The organism is Acinetobacter sp. N1-1, from assembly GCF_056711485.1.
Genome location: NZ_JBWXUO010000012.1, coordinates 1 through 21,519, shown reverse-complemented (window position 1 = coordinate 21,519; position 21,519 = coordinate 1). Strand labels below are relative to the sequence as shown.

Sequence of the window (21,519 nt, the reverse complement as noted above, 5' to 3'; positions counted from 1 at the left end):
TAGAAAGTTATTTGAACAAAAAACTTGGGTTTTATTTATATAAATTCATAGACCAATTCATTGAAAATAATATCTTCGTATAATATGGTAAATGTATATCAATATTGGGAGTTCGAAGCAGGTGAATAATCATCTAAAACCATTGTATGTCACGAGTGGTGAGCCTGCGGGAATAGGCCCTGATATTTGCCTTACGTTAGCAAAACGTATAGATGAGCGACCAGTGGTTGTATTTGCAGATATTTTCTTGTTAGAAGCGCGTGCTAAAAAACTTAATATAAATGTCAAACTGACTTTATATGTGGGTCAAACGAGCCCATCTGAAGAAAATGAACTATATGTTGAACATATTGCACTCACAGAGCCTGTGGTTGATGGACAGTTAAATCCCAAGAATGCGGCATATGTCATAGAGCAACTGAAACGCTCAGCATTATACGCACTAGAGAAAAAGAGTGTTGGTGTTGCAACAGCCCCAGTTCAAAAATCTGTGATTAATGATGCAGGTATTGTATTTAGCGGGCATACGGAATACTACCAAAAAATAGCAGGTGTTGAACGTGTTGTGATGATGCTTGCAACCAAACAACTTAGAGTGGCATTGGTGACTACACATTTACCTTTAAAAGATGTTGCAAGTGCCATTACAGCCACGCGTTTAACGCAAATTATTGATATTTTAATTCAAGATCTAAAAGAAAAATTCAAAATTGATGCACCTCGTATTTTGGTTTGTGGTTTAAATCCACATGCAGGAGAGGGAGGATATTTGGGTACAGAAGAAATTGAAGTAATTGATCCTGTATTAAAAAGCTATCAAGAAAAAGGTGAAAAAATTAGCTTAACTTTGCCAGCGGATACATTATTTACACCATCACACTTAAAAAATGCAGATGCTGTTTTGGCAATGTACCATGATCAAGGCTTACCTGTGTTAAAATCACAAGGTTTTGGTGAAGCGATTAATATTACGTTAGGGCTTCCTTTTATTCGTACTTCTGTTGACCATGGCACTGCACTGACATTGGCAGGTACAGGTCTGGCAAAAGCATCGAGTTTACATGTGGCTGTAGACCTTGCTTTACAGTTAGCATCTTCAAAATAATTTGTCGGAATGAGTGTATGTATCAAATTAATGCCTTAAACCCAAAAGAAGAGGGGCATAAGGCACGTAAGCGTTTTGGGCAAAACTTCTTACATGATCAACGTGTAATTGCTAAAATTGTTCGTGCCGTGAACCCACGAACAGGCGATAACCTTGTAGAAATTGGTCCTGGTTTAGCGGCGCTTACCTCGCCACTTATTGGTGAGTGTGATGCACTGACTGTTGTTGAATTAGACAGAGATTTGGCTGCTGGATTGCCTGAGCGTGTTCCATATCCTGAACGCTTAACAATAGTAGAAGCAGATGCTTTGAAATATGATTTTAATCAACTTTTAAAAGATGATAAGCCGTTACGTATTGTAGGTAACCTTCCATATAATATTTCTACACCACTACTTTTCCACCTCTTGGAGTTTGGTGGTAAAGTTAAAGATATGCACTTTATGCTGCAAAAGGAAGTGGTTGATCGTATTACAGCAAAACCAAATACAAAAGAGTATGGTCGTTTGTCTGTGATGATTCAGTATTATTGTTCAGCAACCTTTTTATTTGAAGTGCCTGCGGGTTCATTTAACCCACCGCCAAAAGTAACAAGTGCTGTATTTCGTTTAGAGCCTTACGCTCAGAAACCTATTATTGCAAAAGATGAGAAAGCGCTTTCAAGACTAGTGAGTCATGTATTTACGCAACGTCGTAAAACTTTGCGAAATAGTTTAAAAGGCATGCTAAGTGATGATGCTTTTGAAAAAGTGGGTATTAATCCTATGGCACGTCCTGAAACTTTGACGCTTGCAGAGTTTGTTGCATTGTCTGATCAGACGGTGGCATAGAATGAGTAAAGCGAAGCGTTTTCATTATGTTATTGGTGATATTCAAGGGTGTTTTAGTGCATTAAAGAATTTATTGCAAACGATTCAATTTGATGAAAAAAAAGATTTCATTTGGTTTGCAGGTGATCTTGTTGCACGTGGTGAAAACTCTCTAGAGACGCTTCGTTTTATAAAAAAAATGGTTGAAACAGGCTGTGCAGCAACAGTATTAGGTAACCATGACTTAACATTAATTGCATGTGCACGTGGTATTAAAAAAGCAAAAAGCAAAGACTATATTGATGATATCTTAGAAGCAGATGATTGTGCTGAGTTGATTGATTGGTTGAGGCAGCAACCTTTGTATTTGGTGTTGAATAATAAGTCAGTAATGACACATGCAGGTATTCCACATATTTGGGATATAGAACAAGTAGAAAAATATGCGGTTGAGGTTGAAAAGATCTTAAAGGATAAAAATTGGAAAAATGTAGATGCTTTCTTAAAGGAAATGTATTCAAATCAGCCAGATACATGGTCTGATGAATTAACAGGTTATTCACGTTTAAGAGTGATTGTAAACTACCTTACCCGAATGCGTTTGATTGGGGTAGATGGGCAGTTAGAGTTTCATTTTAAAGAAGGTTTAACAGACCCAATGCCTAAAGGTTTTTTCCCATGGTTTGATATTCAAGGGAAAGTGGAAAAAACGCATCAAATTTTCTTTGGTCATTGGGCTGCATTAGAGGGTAAGACCCATCACAAAATGGTTCATAATGTAGATGGTGGTTGTGTATGGGGTGGGCAGATGATTGCTTATCGTTTAGAAGATCAGAAAAAATTTAAAGTGGATAACCCTCTACAATAAAAAAGAGGAGCAAGCTCCTCTTTTTTATTAATGGTGTTCAAGTTCAAAAGCTTCCAATGGACGTTTAAACTGCTGTGCAGCCTGACCTAAGATTTCATCAATAGGTAAGTGCAATTGTTTAATGGTCTGCTCAAGCTTATTGGGTGCAATGATGACTTTAAGCAGTAAATCACCACTGTCGTTGTAGTCTTCAGATTGTATAACATTTAAGTTATAGAGTGCTGTACGTAGCTTACCGTAAGCGGGCTTTAGAATGAGTTCAAAGCTTTGAATTTGTCCTAAAAGGCTTTCTTGCACAGCTTGTTTTAACAAGTCTAAGCCTTGTTGTGTATGTGCAGAGACATAGACACGCTCTGGTATATTTGGTGAAGCATAAATAATTTTTGCCTCTTCACCAGATTGGTCAATTTTGTTATATACCCTAAGAATAGGTACATCTGCACCAATCTCTTTTAATACATCTTCTACAGCATCAATTTGCTCCATCATGTCAGGACTACTGCTGTCAATAACATGGAGTAAAAGTGTAGCTTCTAGCGTTTCTTCTAATGTTGCTTTAAACGATTCAACCAGTGAATGGGGAAGATCTCTTACAAATCCAACAGTATCTGCAAGAACCAATGAGCCAATACCATCCCAGTTTAAACGGCGTAGTGTTGGGTCTAAGGTTGCAAAGAGTTGGTCGGCTGCATAAACCTCGCTGTTTGCAAGAATATTAAATAGTGTCGACTTTCCTGCATTGGTATAACCCACTAATGATACAGTGGGGATAGCCGCTTTTTGTCGAGCAGCTCGACCTTGAATACGAGTTTGTTTTACTTTTTCAAGTTTATCTTTAAGCTGTCCCATTCTTACACGTAACAGTCGTCTATCGGTTTCAAGTTGTGATTCACCCGGACCACGTAAACCAATACCACCTTTTTGACGTTCTAAGTGAGTCCAACCACGTACTAAACGGGTAGAGAGGTGCTCAAGTTGAGCGAGTTCAACTTGTAATTTACCTTCATGGGTACGTGCACGCTGTGCAAAGATATCTAGAATAAGTCCTGTGCGGTCAATGACACGGCATTTCAAGATTTTTTCTAGGTTGCGTTCCTGTCCTGGCGAAAGTGAATGATCGAAAATGACAAGCTCAGCTTCTCGCTCTTCAACAAGTGCTGCCAATTCTTCAGCTTTACCTGAGCCAATAAATAGCTTGGGGTCGGGCCTTTGACGTTGGGCAGTCACATTTTCTAGAATGTCAGCGCCTGCTGACTTGGCAAGTAACTGAAATTCCTCGGCATCAAGATCTCTAAGCATTTGTACTGTTACATGGACGAGTATGGCGCGCTCACCGCCTTGATGACGATCAAAATATTCCACTTATATAATTACCTACGAAATGAGTTTAATGACAATGTTTTTGACATCTTAATGTAACATTAGCATCATTCAGAACGTACTTACAAGACTGATGAAAAAAACTTACATACCAGTAGAAATGAACCAAAATATAAGATTGAACAGCCTGCAATAATTCTAAGTTGATAAAATGCTTGTTTAGGTTTAGTTTTAAACTCTGCTTGATTGATTGTATTCATTGCCCATGTCTCCTGAATTTTATAGGATAATTTTATTTCAATTGGTAAAATAAATAAAATTGTAAAATATAATAGCTTTATTCGATTTATTAGATGACAGGACTAAGTTTTTTACAGTGTAGACCATCTGTACTTTATAATGGCTTAGATTTTATGAATAGTTAACGATGATTATGGAACAAAAGATTAATACAGTAATAAAGTCTAGTCAGTCACGTTTAGGGCAAGCATTCCATTATGCAAAAAAGATAGGTAGTGGTGTATCGGCAATCGGTGAGGGATTTTATGTTGTTTATAAAAATCAGCTTTATAAGTCACCGAATAACCCAGAAAATACACAGTATGTGCAATGGTTCTGTCGCAGAATGTGCAAGGTATTTAATGTTGATGTGCAAGTACATGGTGAACAACAGCATCATGCAGCATTATGGGCAAGTAATCATGTTTCTTGGTTAGATATTCCTGTTTTAGGCTCAAGTGCACGTGTATTTTTTCTTGCAAAAGCAGAGATTGAACAATGGCCAATTTTTGGAAAGTTGGCGAAAAGTGGAGGAACACTTTTTATTAAGAGAGGCTCTGGAGATTCATCTAAAATTAAAGAGCAAATTACCGATTTCTTAAAAAATGATGTTCCTGTTTTATTCTTTCCTGAAGCAACAACATCAGATGGTACACATATTCAGCGTATTCATGGTCGTATTTTAGGTGCAGCAGTTGATGCGCAGAAACCTATTCAAGTTGCTCTTATTTGTTATGTGAATCAGGATGGAACACTAGACAAAACGACACCTTATGTTGGTAAAATTTCACTTGCAGAGCATCTCAAAAAAGTTGTTGAAATGCCTAAAGTTACTGCACATGTGATGTTTTTACCTGAAATTGATGTAGCAGGCCATACTGTTGAAACGCTTACAAAGAAAGTGCAGGTTGTGATGAAAGAAGGGCTTTTACATTTACATCAACAAGTATTGAAAAAGTAAATTAGTGTTACATCATGCCTTCTATTGGCAGCCATGAAATCATTTGAAGCCCATCATGCTGCCACCAAGACATTTTAGGTTCTTTGGTAAATATGATTGAACCTGTTGGTATTTGCTTTGTCCATGTAATTTTATTATCAGGTGTAAGTTTTAGTTGATAGCTATAGGCATCAATATTTTGTGATAGGGTTTCATGAATTTCATTTGCAAGTGTTGGGCTATTGAGTAATACCCCTATTTCAGAGTTTAATTTGGCAGATCGAGGGTCTAAATTAAATGAGCCAATAAAGACTTGATCATCAACCGCCATCATCTTTGCATGTAGGCTAGAACGGCTTAAGCTTTTTAAACTAATTTTTGCTTCTCGAGATAGGCTTCTTGTATATGGTTTAAGGTCTTTATAGTTTAGAACAGGAAGAAATTCATACAATTGAACACCATTTTTGAGTAGTTCTTGTCTATATTTAGAGTAAAAGGCATGAACAAGCCAGACGTCATTGGCTTTAAACGAATTTGTGAGTACACGTACTTGTACACCTTCTTTAGACATTTTGCTTAGCATATCTGTTCCCTTTTGTTCAGGAACAAAGTAAGCAGATACAATATCTAAATGTTTTTTCGGTTGTTTAAGGTAGTGACTGAGTTGAGTTTGTAAATATTCATTGGGTTGTGCTGTACCATGAATTTTACTTGGCGCATCGCTTACAACTTCTGCTTTTACCCAATCAAAATTTAATTCATTATGCAGCCAATAGTTGAAGTCATCAGAATGGTTGGCAAGGTTTAAATAATTTTGTACAGAAACCTCTTTGTAGTAATTGGTAAGTTGACTTTTTAAACTGTCATATCTGAGGCTATGTTGTTGGGGGTTAACTAATTGCCGAACAGGATAGGCATATGAATCATTCCAATATTCATCAAAAGTATTTGAAATATTATCGACAGCTTGCCCAATAAGCATGACATCAATATCTGAAAATTGATAAGTATCACTTGTAAAATAATATTGATTACTCATGTTCCGCCCACCAATTAAAGCAATTTGGTTATCTACGACGAAACTTTTAATATGCATACGGCGATTAATTCTTTTTAAATCAAAAAGCATATCTAAAGGTCTGAAGTTACGGTATTTATATGGGTTGTAAAGTTTGACCTGAATATTTACGTGCTGATCTAGGGCTAGGAAAATACCCTCCATTTTTTTTGCATTATTGTCATCTATGAGTAAGCGAACTTTAACACCGCGGTCAGCAGCTTTGATAATATCGTATAATGCAAGTGCACCTATTTTATCATTGTCCCAAATATAGTATTGAATATCTAAAGTTTTCTGTGCTTTATTGATGAGGCTTAAACGTGCAGCAATTGCTTCTAATGGGTCAAATAAAACATGATAGCCAGTTAGACTGGGGTTTGCTTGACGTAGTGGTGTTATAAGTTTTGCCAATGCTGTATTTGATGTGTCAAAGTTCCGACTATATGTGGGCTGCGTTGCTTTGAGTGGTGGTAAAGTACTACATGCATTTAAACCAAATAAGATACTTAAACCCATTATCATTGTTCTAGTATGATGTAATTTGGCTAGGCAGATATGGGGTAAGTATTTTTTTATTTGTTTGCGCATGATATCAGTAAGTAGTTATTAATCAGTGGGTCTGTTCATTATAGCGAAAAGCACTTAAAGTGAACTGGTCTGAGAGTATATATGTGGAATTCTAATTCAATTCATGATTTTTTGAATATTATTTTTGTGATTGTTGCAATATGGGCAATTATTCAGTCTTGGAGAAGCCAAGCAAAAACAGAAACGATTCATCCGTTTAAGGCCTTTATACATTTATCAGTTTTTTATCAATCATATTTACTTTTTCCACTCCTATTATGGGTGTTTTCAGCTTTTTATTTGGGGCGTATTTCAATTGTAACGGCTTTAATATCTATAGTGGTTATTGGTATATTAATTTATGCACGTTTTATTGAGCCAAACTGGCTGTGTGTTAAGCATACAACGTATACTTTTAATGATGATAACAATAAGTATGAAAAAAAGCCTTTTAAAATAGCATTGATTGCAGATCTACATATAGGGTTGTTTTCAGGTCATGAAGCACAACTCCTTAAAATCGTTAAAATTATTAATACTGAAAAACCTGACATTGTTGTTGTTGCAGGAGATTGGACGTATGAGCCTGAAAGTAGTTTAAAGCAAGAACTAAATATCCTCAAAAGTATTAAAGTACCTGTTTACTCTGTCTGTGGTAATCATGATGAAGAATACCCAGGACCTCCTATTCAACAGCTATTAAGTGATGCATTAGTTCATAATGAAATCATGGATATTGAAGGTAAAGTAATTGAGTTCGATAATTTTAGACTTATTGGGGTAGGTGATTTATGGGCTGGTAAGACAGATATGAGTTTCATGCCTGATTTACCACAAGAAAAACCATGGATTATTCTTTCACATAATCCTGATACTGTTGATATGGTTCCTAAATTGTCAATTAAGCCATTAATGCTTTCTGGGCATACACATGGGGGACAAGTAGAACTACCATGGTTTACAAGTTATATGATGAGAAAAATATCTATTTTAGGACATAAACGTGGCTTATATCGACACAAACATGCCGATGTGTATGTGACTGTTGGAACAGGCATGGTAGGGGTGCCATTTCGGTTTCGTGTAAGACCAACGGTCGATATTATTAAACTTGTATAAAAAAAGGTCTAACTTCAGAAAGAAGAAAGACCATATAATAAAACTTATTGACTGGAGATTTATTCAATAAGCCGTTTCACTCAAGGCTGAGTTATAGCACAGTAACTGTGCTATATAATTTATCCTAACATAGGAATAGGTGAGCTGATTCTTTGTGCAATGTTTTGTTGCATTAAAAGTTGCTTAATGTGCTTCATCCCAGTTATTGCCTAAGCCAACTTCTACATCTAATGGTACAGAAAGTGTGAGTACAGATGACATCACTTCTTTAATCTGTGGAATAAGTTGATCGATGTATGCAGGGTCTGCTTCAAATACAAGTTCATCATGTACTTGTAAAAGTAGCGTTGCTTGTTCTTTAGGAATTTTTTTGTTCACTTCAATCATTGCAAGTTTAATGATATCGGCAGCACTTCCTTGTAATGGTGCATTAATAGCAGCACGTTCAGCTCCTTTTCGAACCATGACATTTCTCGCATTAATATCTGGTGTATAGAGTCTACGACCAAGTACTGTTTCAACAAAGCCTTGCTCTAAAGCGATTTGTCTTGTACTTTGCATATATTCATAAATACCTGGGTAGCGGTGGAAATATTGTTTTATATATGCACGTGACTCTTCACGCGTAAACCCAAGTTGGCGTGTTAATCCAAATTCTGACATGCCATAGAGGAGTCCAAAGTTAACAGCCTTAGCTTGGCGACGCTGATCAGATGTAACTTCATCTAGAGCAATACCTAAAACTTCCGCTGCGGTACGCCTATGAATATCTTGTCCATTTTTGAAGGCATCAATAAGTGCTTCATCTTGTGAAAAATGAGCCATTAGACGTAATTCTATTTGTGAATAATCGGCAGCAAGAATGACTTTTCCTTGCGGTGCAATAAATGCTTTACGGATTTGTCGACCAATTTCTCCACGAATTGGAATATTCTGTAAGTTAGGATCTGAAGATGAAAGTCGACCAGTTGCTGTATTTGCTTGGTGATAGCTTGTGTGAACACGCATCGTATTGTTGTTGGCTTGCTCAACTAAACGATCTGTATAGGTGCTTTTTAGTTTGGCTAAACCTCTATGCTCTAATATAATTTCTGCGATTGGGTGCTCTAATTTTTCTAGAACACTTTCACTTGTACTATATTGCCCTGAAGCTGTTTTTTTCCCACCTTTTACGCCAAGTTTATCGAATATGATTTCTCCAACTTGTTTTGGCGAGGAAATATTAAAGCTCTCTCCAGCAATTTCCATTGCTTTTTCTTCTAGAGATTGCATGGTAATTGAGAATTCACCACTTAATTTACTCAGAAAATCGGGATCAAGTTGAATGCCCATTTCTTCCATTTGAGTAAGTATCGAAGCAACAGGCATTTCTATATTGTGTAAAATATGAAGAAGTTCATGAGAGTCTTTTAACTTTTCACTGAGTACTTCATATAAACGCCATGTTACGTGTGCATCTTCAGCTGCATAGTGTCCAGCAATACTTAATTCGATTTGATTAAATGTTTTTTGCTTTGCACCTTTCCCTGCAATTTGCTCAAAAGTTATATTTAGGTGGCTTAAATATAAACGAGCGACATCATCCATACCATGTCGTGTTGCTGTTGCATTTAATACATAAGATGCAAGCATGGTATCAAAATACCACCCTTGTAAATGGATGCCATGATTAGAAAATATATGAGCATCATATTTTAGGTGATGACCAATTTTTTTAATGTTTGGGTTTTCAATAATCGGTTTAATTTCTTGTAATACTTGATTGCGGTCCAATTGTATTGGTACATTGTCATAGTCATGTGCAAAAGGAACGTAATAAGCATCTTTTGAGTCAAATGCGATAGAGAAACCAACCATTTCCGCAAAACGATAATCTAGATGAGTCGTTTCTGTATCAATTGCGAACTTCTCAGCATTTTGCATGCGAGTGAGTAGGGTGTTCCAATCATCTTGGGTCAATACAGTATGATAGGTCGATTGTCCTAGTTGATCATCTTGGCTTGTTATAGTTGCTTGATCTGTATTGGTCTGAGTTGCAACTGAATCTTGTTTTACAATTGCTTGAGTATTTTGTTTATAGGTTTTGCTATTTGGATTATTGGGGTGGTCTAAAGACTGCAATTGATTACGAAACTCTAATTCGGTATAGAGTTTACGTAACTCATTGGTGTTAGGGTTCTTTAGCTCTAAGTCATTCCATTCTAATGATAAATCTAAATCGCAAACAATGCTTGCAAGCTGATGATCAATAGCAATTGTATCTACATGCTCTTTTAGGTTTTTCCCTACACGACCTTTAATATTATCTACATTTTCTAAAATACGTCCTAAGCATTCATATTCATTAAGTAGTTTTGCAGCCGTTTTTGCACCAACACCAGGTACACCCAAAATTCCATCAGATGCATCACCCATAAGTGTTAAATAGTCGATAATTTGATGTGGCCATACACCAAATTTTTCAAATACGCCGTCTACATCAAGAACACGTTCTTTAAAACTGTCTTCAAGTTTGACACGTTCATTGACGAGCTGAGCCATATCTTTATCTCCTGTAGAGATAAGAACATGATGACCTTCTTTTTCAGCACGTTTAGTCAGGGTTCCAATGACATCATCGGCTTCTGCACCTGCAAGAGAATATAAAGGGATGCCTAAAGCACGAATGAGTGCATGTAAGTATGGAATTTGCTCTGATAAGTCATCAGGCATTGCAGGGCGATCACCTTTATAAATCGGAGAAAGTTGATGACGAAATGTTGGTTCAGGAGTATCAAAAATGACAGCCATATGCGTTGGTTCAATGCGGCGTATTAGTTTTTGAATCGCAGCAATCGCTCCTCGAATTGCATTGGTGTGCAGTCCTGTCGATGTCGTAAGAGGAGGAATAGCATGATATGCTCGAAATAAAAAATAAGACCCATCAACCAAAACAAAAGGTGGCATCATAACTTCCTTAATAAAATCTAATTATATTTTACGTGAAAAAGTTTAATGATGCAGGGGTATCTTGAATTAATACTTACAGGTCTGCACGTAAGTTTGTGTTCGCTAAATCAGCTTCATTGACAAATCCCATTTTAGGTACAGGTATTTCAATTTGATGTTCAATAAAACTATTACGAATCCGTTCTAAAATTTCATCTTTTACTTGAACATAGTGAGACTGATGACACCAAACAGTAAAGGTGAGCTCAATTGATGATTCTCCAAATTCTGTTACAGCAACATGTGGTTTAGGATCATCTAAAATAAGCGTATGATACTGTGCAGTTTGAGTGAGCACCTTTCTGACTTTTGATAAGTCTTCATGAAATGTGACAGGCAGTCTAACTGGGATACGACGAATAGGGTATTTAGAGAGGTTATATACAGGTGTTCGAATGAGCTGTTCATTAGGCACACGAATATAAGTATTATCCATGGTTAGTAATTTTACTGAAAGTAAATCAATAGAAATTACTTCACCTTCAATTATTTGCCCACGTATTAAAGACATCTGAATGACATCACCAATTTCAAATGAACCTTCACCAATCAAGAATAAACCACTAATTAAGTTTGTTGCGGATGTTTGTGATGCAAAACCTAATGCAACAGTTAAAATACCGGCTGCACCTAAAAATATACTGACTTTGAAGCCTGCTTCTTTTAAGGCAGCAATGATAAAGAAAATAAAGATTGTATAAAAAATACCGCGACGCCAAACCATTCTTTGATGAGCATTAAATCGCAAGCCAATGGTGCGAATAAATGTATTAGATACTAAGCGTGCTGAGATGAATCCAATAAGCCCAAGAATTACAGCAATAAACAGTTCACTAATTCTATCTAGATTAATTGCAGTAAAAATTGCTTTGAGACTTAATATAATATCCTGAGGGATTTGTGTCTTATCCATGAGATATCCTAGAAAAATGAGTCGAACATATTAAATAAGACACCACCAGGCGATCTTGGTGCATGCATATAAGTTACCTCGCCTGCACGAGGAGGGGTTCTATTTTCTATTTTGATACGTGGTGGACGGTCTGATGAGTCATGGATAACTTTTATATGGGAGGTCCATAGCCGATTCGTACTTTCACTAAAAAAGAGGGGGAGTGCAACAATTGGTATATTCATACGATCTAGACGTAATTGTTCATGGCTTGCATTGTGAAAAACAATAGGAGTTACAGCTCGAAACGCTTTAGGCTGAAGTCTTTCTAACTCCGTTCGACCATTGACTTCAGTTGCATAACAAAGTTCCCCCGTTCTTGTATCTGGACCAAACCAAGTTTCTTTGGGCTGAATGACAGGAATATCAAACAAAGGTTCCTTATGTCCCTCAGCAAAACCCACAATCCATATAGGAGTACTGATGTAAAGAAGTCCTTTTTGACCTGCTGGAATATAAATTGGTTCCACTGGGCGAATAACGACAGAATGATCAGCTAAGCGTGGCATGAGTTGAAATTTATTTTGTGTTTTTCTAAACATATAACGTTCTATATGTATAGGTTCAGGTAACGAAAAACTTGGGGCTATAATCTCCCCCCAAGTTTGTTCATCATCTTGTTGACGAATAGGGCGGTGATATTCCATACGCCATTCTTGTGCATGACGAGTAATTCTCAGGAGTAATGATCCCAACTGCCATGTTCGTGCTTGGTTAACCTCAAATTGGAATTCTCCCCACCAGTGAATGTCGGGGGAAGTTATTTCCGCTTCATCTAAAATGGCTGTCACAAGATTTCCTTTTAAGTTTTTGAAGCCCATTTATTTGATCATAAAAAATAATTTTAGAGGGGTAAATATTCTTGCATAACATGAGTCAAAACAAACGGATGCTTAAATTTAATAATACTGCATGTTGTAGATATAGGTATTCTCTCAGTTATCTAGATAAACCCCAAATGTATTATCTTTTACATTATAGGGCTTAGCTGAGATATTTTAATTGCATAATACACTTAAATTTTTTCTTGTTCTTTTTCTTGTTCAAGTTGTTTTACGAGAGGTTCAAAAATATTGTTGTTACTTTTGTTTAGTTTACAGAGTGCTTTATGTGCATCTAGTACAGTCGCTAGCATTGATTTTTGGCTTGCACTTTCATGGGGTAGCGCTTTTGTACAAACTTTTGTTTCCTCATTGCATGTTAAAATTGCAAACACCTGACCTAACCCCATGCTATTAGCTAAAGTTGTAATGTCTGGGTTTGTAGATAGCATAACACTTTGAATATTATGCATTTGTTTTAGTTTTAACCCTAGTTTTGCTAAAATACCAAGAACAGTACTATCAATAAATGTAGTTTGGGTTAAATCTACAACTGCACTGACGATATTAGTAGACTGTGTTTCAATCTTACCCAATAATTTGTCTAGACTTATACAAGATTGCGCACGCACTTCACCAATAATTTTAAAAAAGTGTGTGCCGTTCAGACTTGCATATTCAACATGACCAGTTGACATATATATGCCATTTCTTGAGAAGGATTGGTCAATTATCCCATAGCATATAAGGATACTCAATAGGGAGGTCTACTAAAGTAAAATTCTATAAATATAGACTACTGATTTGTAATAAATTTATTTCTTCCTGCGCAATGTCAAAATAGCAATATCATCTGCTACATGCTCAGGTGCTTCAAAAGTTTGGTTTTGTAAATGTTGAATAAGTTGTTGAAGTTGATCATTTAATCCACCCTCAAATGGTTCTAATGCACCATCAGAACAGACCATAAACCTTGCATTTTTAGATAAAGTACACTCGAACTCTTCAACTTCTAAATCTTCAGTTAAGCCTAATGGAAAACTACTTGTATTTAAAATAATGGGTGATTCATTTTCATTAAATAAAATGGCAGGTGGATAATGTCCTGCACTAGACCAGCGTAACTGATGTGTTTCAAAATTTAGAATACCTGTAATCATTGTAATATGTTTCTCAATATTCTCTTGAACAAGCATTCCATTCAGTTTTTTAATTAATGATCTAGGCTTTTTAGAGCGACCATGGAATGCTGCCATCCATGATGTTAAAAGACTACTTGCAACACCATGTCCTGATACATCAGCAAGATAAAACATGATTTCTTGATCATTAATTTTCCAGTAATCATACCAATCACCAGATAGATAGGCAGATGGTTGGAAAAATGACTCTATTTTATAGTTTGGAACATCAATGTTATCGGGAAGAAGTTTCTTTTGTAAAACAGCTGCAGAAGGTAGGTCTCTACTATCTTGATTTCTTTTATATTGAGCATCAATCTTACTCAATTGTTTTAATGGATCTTTAGGTATTTTATGCCATACCCAACCTGCTAATGCTCCAGCCTGCCATGCTTCTGCTAAAGCAGAGCCCTCATGTTCATAAGCAAGAACAATTGTAGGAAAACTCCATTTATATGTTAAAAAGTCTTGTACATCTGCAATGGCAAGAATATTCTCATCATACTGAGAAATCTCATCTATATGAATCATCTGTATATTAGGCAATGCCTGAATTACATTCTCTAGATGTGATACAGCGCGAGTAGGTTGAATAAAGTACATAATAAATAAAGATTATATGCCTAAATGATAAAAATGAAAGAAAGGTGTAACATCACATAGTATATGTTACACCTATCACTCTTACTATATATGAAACTTATATTAACTACTGCGCTGAATTTGTACTTGAATCGCTATCGTCACTTACAAAAGAAACATCTTGATCAGCTTTGCCTTGTTTCTCTGCAATAACAAATTTCTTACGTTGTAAATATAAATCACGAATTGCCGCATACTTATCACCTTGTAAGGTGCTATCTAAATCTAATAAACCACTTCTAGTATTAATTACGCCCAGTGCAGCATCAGACCAAAATAATTGATCTGAGTCTTTAAAAATATATTGTTGTAACTTTGCTTCACTATCTGCAATGAGTCCAATACCATCTCGTAAAGTACTTGGGCCAAAAAATGGCAACATTAAATAAGGACCAGATGGTACGCCATAATAGCCTAGAGTAGTTCCTAAACTTTCTTCATTATTATCTAAATTAAGTCGTCTAGCTGGATCTGCAAGACCTAAAGTGGTTAAAGAGTTAAATGCAAAACGGCCTAAGGTTTTTAGTGCAACTATAGGTTTCCACTGAATTGTTTGATTAACAGCATTCCAAGGCTCATTTAGATTACTTCTAAATTGAGAATATGATCCACGTACAGTTTCAGGTATTTTTAGACTATATTGCACAGCAATAGGGCGTAAAAAATGTGTATCTAGAAAATCATTAAATACATAAACTTTTCTATTAAGGCTTTGGAATGGATCTTTAACACTGTCAGGTTGATTAGCACTTGCATCAACTCTCAAATCCTTAGAAAAATGATGCAAATGATTTTTAAAACCGAGTAGATTGTTTTCTGATGAATATATATTGCTATGATCTTTAGTCAAAACCTCTGACTGTTCAGTATTTGTTTGTGCATATAAAGCTGAAGATACTGTTATAGATATAAGTAAGGACGCCCATAATTTATAATGCATGTAAATTCCTAAAAAAGACGCTATTAATATGCATATAGTGTATAACAAGCAAAACAACATGTGGGTAAAAACATAAGAGGGTTTAAAAATAAGCGAAAAACTCATATTTCGTTTAGATTTTATTCTATTGATAAATAAATATGAAATAAACTGGATTAGGGGGTTGCGTTTGGGAAGTATTGGTCTATAATGCGTATCCATCGGCGGTGATGTTGAGAGAAACTTCTTAATAAACAATAACTTAGTTGATTGGTTTGAGATTTAGTTCTTAGATTGATTGAAGTTTAGTTTGATTAAGTAGTTTAAAAAAACTTTCAGATTACAGTTGACTTTCTTTTAAAAGAGAGTAATATAGCCGACCTAGCTTGCTGATGACGAATCAGTGATGCGAATCATTAATAGAATTGAAGAACAACTTGTGTGGATTTTTACTGAGTGATCACTGAATATATTTAAGATTCATTGATCAAAAGTAGAAATTTACTCGAAGATTTATTTGAGAGCGAATATTTTTGCTAGTGATTAATGAGCCAGATTGATTCCCTTAAGGAATTAATGATTTTAACTGAAGAGTTTGATCATGGCTCAGATTGAACGCTGGCGGCAGGCTTAACACATGCAAGTCGAGCGGGGGAAGGTAGCTTGCTACTGGACCTAGCGGCGGACGGGTGAGTAATACTTAGGAATCTGCCTATTAGTGGGGGACAACGTTCCGAAAGGAGCGCTAATACCGCATACGCCCTACGGGGGAAAGCAGGGGATCTTCGGACCTTGCGCTAATAGATGAGCCTAAGTCGGATTAGCTAGTTGGTAGGGTAAAGGCCTACCAAGGCGACGATCTGTAGCGGGTTTGAGAGGATGATCCGCCACACTGGGACTGAGACACGGCCCAGACTCCTACGGGAGGCAGCAGTGGGGAATATTGGACAATGGGCGCAAGCCTGATCCAGCCATGCCGCGTGTGTGAAGAAGGCCTTATGGTTGTAAAGCACTTTAAGCGAGGAGGAGGCTTACCTAGTTAATACCTAGGATAAGTGGACGTTACTCGCAGAATAAGCACCGGCTAACTCTGTGCCAGCAGCCGCGGTAATACAGAGGGTGCAAGCGTTAATCGGAATTACTGGGCGTAAAGCGCGCGTAGGTGGCCATTTAAGTCAAATGTGAAATCCCCGAGCTTAACTTGGGAATTGCATTCGATACTGGGTGGCTAGAGTATAGGAGAGGAAGGTAGAATTCCAGGTGTAGCGGTGAAATGCGTAGAGATCTGGAGGAATACCGATGGCGAAGGCAGCCTTCTGGCCTAATACTGACACTGAGGTGCGAAAGCATGGGGAGCAAACAGGATTAGATACCCTGGTAGTCCATGCCGTAAACGATGTCTACTAGCCGTTGGGTCCTTTGAGGACTTAGTGGCGCAGCTAACGCGATAAGTAGACCGCCTGGGGAGTACGGTCGCAAGACTAAAACTCAAATGAATTGACGGGGGCCCGCACAAGCGGTGGAGCATGTGGTTTAATTCGATGCAACGCGAAGAACCTTACCTGGCCTTGACATACTAAGAACTTTCTAGAGATAGATTGGTGCCTTCGGGAACTTAGATACAGGTGCTGCATGGCTGTCGTCAGCTCGTGTCGTGAGATGTTGGGTTAAGTCCCGCAACGAGCGCAACCCTTTTCCTTACTTGCCAGCATTTCGGATGGGAACTTTAAGGATACTGCCAGTGACAAACTGGAGGAAGGCGGGGACGACGTCAAGTCATCATGGCCCTTACGGCCAGGGCTACACACGTGCTACAATGGTCGGTACAGAGGGTTGCTACACAGCGATGTGATGCTAATCTCAAAAAGCCGATCGTAGTCCGGATTGGAGTCTGCAACTCGACTCCATGAAGTCGGAATCGCTAGTAATCGCGGATCAGAATGCCGCGGTGAATACGTTCCCGGGCCTTGTACACACCGCCCGTCACACCATGGGAGTTTGTTGCACCAGAAGTAGATAGTCTAACCCTCGGGAGGACGTTTACCACGGTGTGGCCAATGACTGGGGTGAAGTCGTAACAAGGTAGCCGTAGGGGAACCTGCGGCTGGATCACCTCCTTAACGAAAAGGTGAGACTTGGTAAGAATCCACAACAAGTTGTTCTTCGGTATATTATCTGAGGGTCTGTAGCTCAGTTGGTTAGAGCACACGCTTGATAAGCGTGGGGTCACAAGTTCAAGTCTTGTCAGACCCACCAAAGACTAGAAGATAATGTACAATTCGAAATGATTTTAAGCTGGGGACTTAGCTTAGTTGGTAGAGCGCCTGCTTTGCACGCAGGAGGTCAGGAGTTCGACTCTCCTAGTCTCCACCATGATTTTAATCAGATTGATATTTCAATTTAATTAAAGTTAAGCTAATAAATAAGCAAACAGCTTATTTGCTTATAGAGCTTAATAGAAAGATTGTATATAATATGCGACCTTGATATTAACCTCTGTGAGTAATCACAGTACATGACCTGACGAAGGCATGTTAAATCATTAACAGATTATTCAATTTGAGTCTGAAATAAAATTGTTCACTCATACATTTTGAAGCGTTTTAATTGAAATTTTAACTAATTTAGATTGAGACAAATTGAAATGAGATGAGAACTAGCAAATTAACTGAATCAAGCGTTTTGGTATGAGATTGAAGCTGTACACCTTGAAGTTCGCGTAAGCGACTGTTTGGGGTTGTATAGTCAAGTAATTAAGTGCATGTGGTGGATGCCTTGGCAGTCAGAGGCGATGAAAGACGTAATAGCCTGCGATAAGCTCCGGGGAGGCGGCAAATATCCTATGATCCGGAGATTTCTGAATGGGGGAACCCACTTACCATAAGGTAGGTATCAATAACTGAATACATAGGTTGTTGAGGCGAACGAGGGGAAGTGAAACATCTCAGTACCCTTAGGAAAAGAAATCAATTGAGATTCCGTCAGTAGCGGCGAGCGAACGCGGATCAGCCCATTAAGTTATCTAAGTTTTAGTGGAACACTCTGGGAAGTGTGACTATAAAGGGTGATAGTCCCGTACACGAAAGGGCTTAGATAATGATATCGAGTAGGGCGAGGCACGTGAAACCTTGTCTGAATATGGGGGGACCATCCTCCAAGGCTAAATACTCCTGACTGACCGATAGTGAACCAGTACCGTGAGGGAAAGGCGAAAAGAACCCCTGTGAGGGGAGTGAAATAGATCCTGAAACCGCATGCATACAAGCAGTGGGAGCATACTTTGTTATGTGACTGCGTACCTTTTGTATAATGGGTCAGCGACTTATATTCAGTAGCGAGGTTAACCGTATAGGGGAGCCGTAGAGAAATCGGGTCTTAATAGGGCGTTTAGTTGCTGGGTATAGACCCGAAACCAGGCGATCTATCCATGAGCAGGTTGAAGGTTGGGTAACACTAACTGGAGGACCGAACCCACTGTCGTTGAAAAGCCAGGGGATGACTTGTGGATAGGGGTGAAAGGCTAATCAAGCCTGGTGATAGCTGGTTCTCCCCGAAAGCTATTTAGGTAGCGCCTCGGACGAATACCATAGGGGGTAGAGCACTGTTTCGGCTAGGGGGTCATCCCGACTTACCAAACCGATGCAAACTCCGAATACCTATGAGTACTATCCGGGAGACAGACTGCGGGTGCTAACGTCCGTAGTCAAGAGGAAAACAATCCAGACCGCCAGCTAAGGCCCCAAAATCATAGTTAAGTGGGAAACGATGTGGGAAGGCATAGACAGCTAGGAGGTTGGCTTAGAAGCAGCCACCCTTTAAAGAAAGCGTAATAGCTCACTAGTCGAGTCGGCCTGCGCGGAAGATGTAACGGGGCTAAAACTATGTGCCGAAGCTGCGGATTTACGCATTAGCGTAAGTGGTAGGGGAGCGTTCTGTAAGCCGATGAAGGTGTGTTGAGAAGCATGCTGGAGGTATCAGAAGTGCGAATGCTGACGTGAGTAACGATAAAACGGGTGAAAAACCCGTTCGCCGAAAGACCAAGGGTTCCAGTCCAACGTTAATCGGGGCTGGGTGAGTCGACCCCTAAGGCGAGGCCGAAAGGCGTAGTCGATGGGAAAATGGTTAATATTCCATTACTTCTGTGTAATGCGATGAGAGGACGGAGAAGGTTAAGTCAGCCTGGCGTTGGTTGTCCAGGTGAAAGACAGTAGGCATGCATCTTAGGCAAATCCGGGGTGCTCTATGCTGAGAGTCGATAGCAAGTAGGTTTACCTACGAAGTGGCTGATACCATACTTCCAAGAAAAGTCTCTAAGCTTCAGTTACACAGGAATCGTACCCGAAACCGACACAGGTGGTCAGGTCGAGTAGACCAAGGCGCTTGAGAGAACTCTGCTGAAGGAACTAGGCAAAATGGTACCGTAACTTCGGGAGAAGGTACGCTGCTGATGGTGATGGAACTTGCTTCCTGAGCTGTCGGCAGCCTCAGAAACCAGGCCGCTGCAACTGTTTATTAAAAACATAGCACTCTGCAAACACGAAAGTGGACGTATAGGGTGTGATGCCTGCCCGGTGCTGGAAGGTTAATTGATGGGGTTAGCGTAAGCGAAGCTCTTGATCGAAGCCCCAGTAAACGGCGGCCGTAACTATAACGGTCCTAAGGTAGCGAAATTCCTTGTCGGGTAAGTTCCGACCTGCACGAATGGCATAATGATGGCGGCGCTGTCTCCAGCAGAGGCTCAGTGAAATCGAAATCGCGGTGAAGATGCCGTGTACCCGTGGCTAGACGGAAAGACCCCGTGAACCTTTACTGCAGCTTGACATTGAACTTTGACCTTACTTGTGTAGGATAGGTGGGAGGCTTTGAAGTAGTAACGCCAGTTACTATGGAGCCATCCTTGAAATACCACCCTGGTAATGTTGAGGTTCTAACTCTGACCCATAATCTGGGTCGAGGACCATGTCTGGTGGGTAGTTTGACTGGGGCGGTCTCCTCCTAAAGAGTAACGGAGGAGTACGAAGGTGCGCTCAGCGTGGTCGGAAATCACGCGTAGAGTATAAAGGCAAAAGCGCGCTTAACTGCGAGACCAACAAGTCGAGCAGGTACGAAAGTAGGTCTTAGTGATCCGGTGGTTCTGTATGGAAGGGCCATCGCTCAACGGATAAAAGGTACTCTGGGGATAACAGGCTGATACCGCCCAAGAGTTCATATCGACGGCGGTGTTTGGCACCTCGATGTCGGCTCATCTCATCCTGGGGCTGAAGCAGGTCCCAAGGGTATGGCTGTTCGCCATTTAAAGAGGTACGCGAGCTGGGTTTAGAACGTCGTGAGACAGTTCGGTCCCTATCTACCATGGGCGTTGGAAATTTGAGAGGATCTGCTCCTAGTACGAGAGGACCAGAGTGGACGAACCTCTGGTGTACCGGTTGTGACGCCAGTCGCATCGCCGGGTAGCTATGTTCGGAAGGGATAACCGCTGAAAGCATCTAAGCGGGAAGCCTACCTCAAGATTAGATTTCCCTGTGATTTTATGTCACCTAAAGAGCCGTTCAAGACTAGGACGTTGATAGGTTGGATGTGGAAGTGTAGTGATACATGAAGCTGACCAATACTAATTGCTCGTGAGGCTTGACTATACAACACCCAAACAGTTGTATTTCTCTTCAAATAGCTTGATTTAGTAATAAACCTAGTTACAATACAGACCAATTGAATAACCTGTTAAGCCAAATTTGGTTGAACATAGGCAATAATATAAGACCTAACCGTTCTCCATAACAGTTATGCTGGCGACAATAGCGAGAGTGAACCACCTGATCCCTTCCCGAACTCAGAAGTGAAACCTCTTAGCGCTGATGGTAGTGTGGGGTTACCCATGTGAGAGTAAGTCATCGCCAGCATCTAATTCTAAAGCCTCCCATTAGGGAGGCTTTTTTTATGCAGAAATAA

General features: G+C 39.0%; 14 protein-coding genes, 2 tRNA genes and 3 rRNA genes. 10 read left to right on the top strand and 9 right to left on the bottom strand.

The window, feature by feature from the left end:
* The first annotated feature begins 121 nt into the window (after nucleotides 1-121).
* From pdxA to AC1MPL_RS00340, 3 genes are read left to right on the top strand one after another with little or no spacing between them, the layout of a single operon-like run.
* On the top strand, nucleotides 122-1,105 hold the full coding sequence (gene pdxA, locus AC1MPL_RS00350; protein ID WP_479763324.1) for a 4-hydroxythreonine-4-phosphate dehydrogenase PdxA: 984 nt from the start codon (nucleotides 122-124) through the stop codon (nucleotides 1,103-1,105).
* A 17-nt stretch (nucleotides 1,106-1,122) separates the two neighbouring features.
* Nucleotides 1,123-1,935, top strand: coding sequence for a 16S rRNA (adenine(1518)-N(6)/adenine(1519)-N(6))-dimethyltransferase RsmA (gene rsmA, locus AC1MPL_RS00345; protein ID WP_479763322.1), 813 nt, complete (start codon nucleotides 1,123-1,125; stop codon nucleotides 1,933-1,935).
* 1 nt (nucleotide 1,936) lies between these two features.
* Nucleotides 1,937-2,782, top strand: coding sequence for a symmetrical bis(5'-nucleosyl)-tetraphosphatase (locus tag AC1MPL_RS00340; RefSeq protein WP_479763321.1), 846 nt, complete (start codon nucleotides 1,937-1,939; stop codon nucleotides 2,780-2,782).
* A 27-nt stretch (nucleotides 2,783-2,809) separates the two neighbouring features.
* Here AC1MPL_RS00340 and hflX read toward each other — a convergent pair whose 3' ends face one another.
* Nucleotides 2,810-4,144, bottom strand: coding sequence for a ribosome rescue GTPase HflX (gene hflX, locus AC1MPL_RS00335; protein ID WP_479763319.1), 1,335 nt, complete (start codon nucleotides 4,142-4,144; stop codon nucleotides 2,810-2,812).
* 80 nt (nucleotides 4,145-4,224) lie between these two features.
* On the bottom strand, nucleotides 4,225-4,362 hold the full coding sequence (locus AC1MPL_RS00330) for a hypothetical protein (protein ID WP_023272899.1): 138 nt from the start codon (nucleotides 4,360-4,362) through the stop codon (nucleotides 4,225-4,227).
* A 173-nt stretch (nucleotides 4,363-4,535) separates the two neighbouring features.
* Here AC1MPL_RS00330 and AC1MPL_RS00325 point away from each other — a divergent pair, with 173 nt between their 5' ends.
* Nucleotides 4,536-5,342 carry a lysophospholipid acyltransferase family protein gene (locus AC1MPL_RS00325; protein ID WP_479766116.1) on the top strand — a complete coding sequence of 269 codons (807 nt, stop codon included), beginning with the start codon at nucleotides 4,536-4,538 and terminating at the stop codon, nucleotides 5,340-5,342.
* Nucleotides 5,343-5,349: 7 nt separating this feature from the next.
* Here the strand turns inward: AC1MPL_RS00325 and AC1MPL_RS00320 are convergent, their stop codons facing one another.
* On the bottom strand, nucleotides 5,350-6,903 hold the full coding sequence (locus AC1MPL_RS00320) for a phospholipase D-like domain-containing protein (protein WP_479766115.1): 1,554 nt from the start codon (nucleotides 6,901-6,903) through the stop codon (nucleotides 5,350-5,352).
* Nucleotides 6,904-7,050: 147 nt separating this feature from the next.
* On the opposite strand from AC1MPL_RS00320, the gene AC1MPL_RS00315 reads away from it, so the two are divergent.
* On the top strand, nucleotides 7,051-8,067 hold the full coding sequence (locus tag AC1MPL_RS00315) for a metallophosphoesterase (RefSeq protein ID WP_479763317.1): 1,017 nt from the start codon (nucleotides 7,051-7,053) through the stop codon (nucleotides 8,065-8,067).
* Between the two features lie 183 nt (nucleotides 8,068-8,250).
* Here AC1MPL_RS00315 and polA read toward each other — a convergent pair whose 3' ends face one another.
* From polA to AC1MPL_RS00285, 6 genes are all read right to left on the bottom strand, one after another.
* On the bottom strand, nucleotides 8,251-11,013 hold the full coding sequence (polA, locus tag AC1MPL_RS00310; RefSeq protein ID WP_479763315.1) for a DNA polymerase I: 2,763 nt from the start codon (nucleotides 11,011-11,013) through the stop codon (nucleotides 8,251-8,253).
* 76 nt (nucleotides 11,014-11,089) lie between these two features.
* Nucleotides 11,090-11,968, bottom strand: a complete 879-nt coding sequence (locus AC1MPL_RS00305) for a mechanosensitive ion channel family protein (RefSeq protein WP_479763314.1) — start codon at nucleotides 11,966-11,968, stop codon at nucleotides 11,090-11,092.
* Nucleotides 11,969-11,976: 8 nt separating this feature from the next.
* The gene (locus AC1MPL_RS00300; protein ID WP_479763312.1) at nucleotides 11,977-12,828 is read right to left on the bottom strand and encodes a hypothetical protein; all 852 of its coding nucleotides are present in this window, start codon (nucleotides 12,826-12,828) and stop codon (nucleotides 11,977-11,979) included.
* 194 nt (nucleotides 12,829-13,022) lie between these two features.
* Nucleotides 13,023-13,526, bottom strand: a complete 504-nt coding sequence (locus AC1MPL_RS00295) for an STAS domain-containing protein (RefSeq protein ID WP_479763310.1) — start codon at nucleotides 13,524-13,526, stop codon at nucleotides 13,023-13,025.
* A 117-nt stretch (nucleotides 13,527-13,643) separates the two neighbouring features.
* Nucleotides 13,644-14,612: an RsbU family protein phosphatase GigA gene (gene gigA / locus AC1MPL_RS00290; RefSeq protein ID WP_479763308.1), complete on the bottom strand. Its 969-nt coding sequence runs from the start codon at nucleotides 14,610-14,612 to the stop codon at nucleotides 13,644-13,646.
* Nucleotides 14,613-14,718: 106 nt separating this feature from the next.
* A complete protein-coding gene (locus tag AC1MPL_RS00285; RefSeq protein ID WP_479763306.1) occupies nucleotides 14,719-15,591 on the bottom strand; it encodes an MlaA family lipoprotein in 873 nt (290 codons plus the stop codon).
* Nucleotides 15,592-16,153: 562 nt separating this feature from the next.
* Here AC1MPL_RS00285 and AC1MPL_RS00280 point away from each other — a divergent pair.
* The 5 genes from AC1MPL_RS00280 to rrf all read left to right on the top strand — a co-directional run bounded on the left by AC1MPL_RS00280 (nucleotide 16,154) and on the right by rrf (nucleotide 21,470).
* A 16S ribosomal RNA gene (locus tag AC1MPL_RS00280) occupies nucleotides 16,154-17,690 on the top strand.
* A 59-nt stretch (nucleotides 17,691-17,749) separates the two neighbouring features.
* Nucleotides 17,750-17,826: transfer RNA gene (locus AC1MPL_RS00275), tRNA-Ile, on the top strand.
* Nucleotides 17,827-17,867: 41 nt separating this feature from the next.
* Nucleotides 17,868-17,943: transfer RNA gene (locus AC1MPL_RS00270), tRNA-Ala, on the top strand.
* 370 nt (nucleotides 17,944-18,313) lie between these two features.
* A 23S ribosomal RNA gene (locus AC1MPL_RS00265) occupies nucleotides 18,314-21,206 on the top strand.
* A gap of 149 nt (nucleotides 21,207-21,355) precedes the next feature.
* Nucleotides 21,356-21,470, top strand: a 5S ribosomal RNA gene (gene rrf / locus AC1MPL_RS00260).
* Together the 16S, 23S and 5S rRNA genes with 2 tRNA genes alongside form the textbook arrangement of a ribosomal RNA operon.
* Nucleotides 21,471-21,519: the final 49 nt, after the last annotated feature.

Excerpts from the sequence above, each read along its gene's own strand:
- AC1MPL_RS00285 (WP_479763306.1), bottom strand. The coding sequence starts at position 15,591 with ATGCATTATAAATTATGGGCGTCCTTACTTATATCTATAACAGTATCT.
- AC1MPL_RS00305 (WP_479763314.1), bottom strand. The coding sequence starts at position 11,968 with ATGGATAAGACACAAATCCCTCAGGATATTATATTAAGTCTCAAAGCA.
- AC1MPL_RS00295 (WP_479763310.1), bottom strand. The coding sequence starts at position 13,526 with ATGTCAACTGGTCATGTTGAATATGCAAGTCTGAACGGCACACACTTT.
- AC1MPL_RS00320 (WP_479766115.1), bottom strand. The coding sequence starts at position 6,903 with ATGATAATGGGTTTAAGTATCTTATTTGGTTTAAATGCATGTAGTACT.
- AC1MPL_RS00325 (WP_479766116.1), top strand. The coding sequence starts at position 4,536 with ATGGAACAAAAGATTAATACAGTAATAAAGTCTAGTCAGTCACGTTTA.
- AC1MPL_RS00340 (WP_479763321.1), top strand. The coding sequence starts at position 1,937 with ATGAGTAAAGCGAAGCGTTTTCATTATGTTATTGGTGATATTCAAGGG.
- rsmA (WP_479763322.1), top strand. The coding sequence starts at position 1,123 with ATGTATCAAATTAATGCCTTAAACCCAAAAGAAGAGGGGCATAAGGCA.
- AC1MPL_RS00300 (WP_479763312.1), bottom strand. The coding sequence starts at position 12,828 with ATGGGCTTCAAAAACTTAAAAGGAAATCTTGTGACAGCCATTTTAGAT.
- polA (WP_479763315.1), bottom strand. The coding sequence starts at position 11,013 with ATGCCACCTTTTGTTTTGGTTGATGGGTCTTATTTTTTATTTCGAGCA.
- gigA (WP_479763308.1), bottom strand. The coding sequence starts at position 14,612 with ATGTACTTTATTCAACCTACTCGCGCTGTATCACATCTAGAGAATGTA.
- AC1MPL_RS00315 (WP_479763317.1), top strand. The coding sequence starts at position 7,051 with ATGTGGAATTCTAATTCAATTCATGATTTTTTGAATATTATTTTTGTG.
- AC1MPL_RS00330 (WP_023272899.1), bottom strand. The coding sequence starts at position 4,362 with ATGAATACAATCAATCAAGCAGAGTTTAAAACTAAACCTAAACAAGCA.